Annotated in this window: 2 protein-coding genes; both read right to left on the bottom strand. The window is 68.1% G+C overall.

Annotation, left to right across the window (positions count from 1 at the left end):
- Window positions 1-69: 69 nt before the first annotated feature.
- Window positions 70-861 carry an IS21-like element helper ATPase IstB gene (gene istB, locus QSK20_RS31860; protein ID WP_285792312.1) on the bottom strand — a complete coding sequence of 264 codons (792 nt, stop codon included), beginning with the start codon at window positions 859-861 and terminating at the stop codon, window positions 70-72.
- Window positions 861-2,090 carry an IS21 family transposase gene (istA, locus tag QSK20_RS31855; protein WP_285792311.1) on the bottom strand — a complete coding sequence of 410 codons (1,230 nt, stop codon included), beginning with the start codon at window positions 2,088-2,090 and terminating at the stop codon, window positions 861-863. The genes istB and istA overlap by 1 nt, the downstream gene beginning before the upstream one ends.
- Window positions 2,091-2,160: the final 70 nt, after the last annotated feature.

Here is a 2,160-nt window from a genome sequence, read left to right as displayed (position 1 = left end):
TGTCAACGCCGCCTCAATCGTGACCACCGTGGTCCGGCTGAAACTGGACCACCTTGGTTTGGTTGATCTTTAGTCGTTGGTCTTGCTGGCTGCGGGGACGCGGCCGAGGTCGCGGTCCTTGAGTCGGTAGCTGTCGCCTTTCATCGAGATGACTTCGGCGTGGTGGACGAGGCGGTCGATCATGGCTGCGGCGACGACGTCGTCTCCGAAGACTTCGCCCCACCGGCCGAAGGGCTTGTTGCTGGTGACGATCAGCGACGCTCGTTCGTAGCGGTTGGAGACGAGTTGGAAGAACAGGTTCGCGGCTTCGGCTTCGAAGGGGATGTAGCCGACCTCGTCGACGATCAGCAGGGGGATCCGGCCGAGCTTGACGAGTTCGTCCTGGAGGCGGCCGGCGTGGTGGGCGTCGGCGAGGCGGGACACCCACTGGGCGGCGGTGGCGAACGCGACCCGGTATCCGGCCTGGCAGGCCCGAATCCCAAGGCCGATGGACAGATGGGTCTTGCCCGTGCCGGGCGGGCCCAGGAACACGACGTTCTCCTTCGACGCCACGAAGTCGAGGGTGCCGAGGTGAGCGATCCTCTCCCGCTTCAACGACCGCTGGTGCTCGAAGTCGAACTCCTCCAGGCTCTTGCGCGCCGGGAACCGGGCGGCCCGGATGCGCCCTTCACCGCCGTGAGCCTCCCGGGCAGCCACTTCCCGTTGCAGGCAGGCGGCGAGGAACTCCTCATGCGTCCACGACTCCGCCCTGGCCCGCTCCGCCAGACGTTCCACTGACGCGGCGAGAGAGGGTGCCTTCAGTGCCCGGCTGAGGAACGCGATCTCCGAGGAGACATTTCGGTTGCTGGTCTTCGCGGCCATCACGCAGCCACCTCGACGTCGAGGCCGAACATCCGGTCGTAATCGGCCAGCCGGCGATGCTCGACCTCAGTCGTGACCGCTGGCGCCGGCGCCTGTCGGGCGGCTGTCCGCAGGTCGACGGCGGCCTGGCGGTGAGCCGGGTCGGTGATGCTCTGATGCTTCGCCCAGCACCGGTCATGCCGGGCCACCAGACGGCCGTCGCAGAACACCTCCACCTGACCGGCGTCGGCGCTGACCTCGACACGACGCCCGACGACCGACGGATGAACCGAGTAGTCGTTGCCGTCCAAGCGAACGTAGTGATCGCGAGGCAGGCGTGTGGTCTGGTGCCAGCCGACCACCGGCGGCACTGGCGGCAGCGACAGCATCGCGGTCCGGTCGGCGTCCCACCGATCCACCGGTCGGCAGCCCAACGTCCGATGCCGGCGGTGGTTCGCCCGCACCAGCCACTGCGCCAACTGGGCGTTGAAGTCCTGCGGTGAGGCGAACCGGCGGCCGGGCAGGAACGACGTCTCCAGATAGCCGTTGGCCCGCTCCACCAGGCCCTTCGCTTCTGGGTCTGCGGGCCGGCACTGGATCACCTTGATGCCGAGGGTTCCACGGAAGGCGTTCATCGCCTCGGTCAGCTGCGGCCTGCCGGCCCGCCACTGCCCGACGGCGGACTCGTTGTCCCACACCAACGCCTTGGGTGTCCGGTCCCAGCCGGAGATCAGCGTCCAGTGCCCCACCAGCAGGTCCGGCGACTGCCGGGACGGGATCATCACCGCCGTCAGCCACCGCGAATACCCCGACACCATCACCAACACCGGTGGCCGGCCGACCTGCCCGAAGCCCAACGGCACGTCCGCCGGCGGGAACCACAGGTCACACTGCGCCAACTCACCCGGCAGATACTCCGTCCGCTGCGCCGGGTCCGGGCGGCGGAACAACGGCCGCAGCTGCTGCACCCGATCACAGAACACCGTCTTGCCCCGCGACCAGCCGACCCGTTCCATGATCACCGTCGAGGGCATCTCCGGGAACTCCGCCAACAACGCCCGGATCTGCGGCTCGACCGCATCCACGATCGAGCCCTTCGCCGCCCGCCGATACCGCGGCGGCTCATCACTGGCCAGGGCCTTCTTCACGGTGTTGCGAGACATCCTCAACCGCCGTGCGATGGCCTGGATCGCCATACCCTCCGACCGCCGCAGCCGCCGGATCTCCGCCCAGTCCTCCACGCTCAGCACCTCCCGATGCTTCAGGAGGTGGTCCCGATTCAGCCGGAACCACGTGGTCAGTTTTCAGGCGGAACCGACA

The sequence above is a fragment of the Micromonospora sp. NBRC 101691 genome, assembly GCF_030269285.1.
GTDB lineage: Bacteria > Actinomycetota > Actinomycetes > Mycobacteriales > Micromonosporaceae > Micromonospora > Micromonospora echinospora.
The sequence above is the reverse complement of the archived record's forward strand: the minus strand, read 5'-3'. Positions and strand labels throughout refer to the sequence as shown.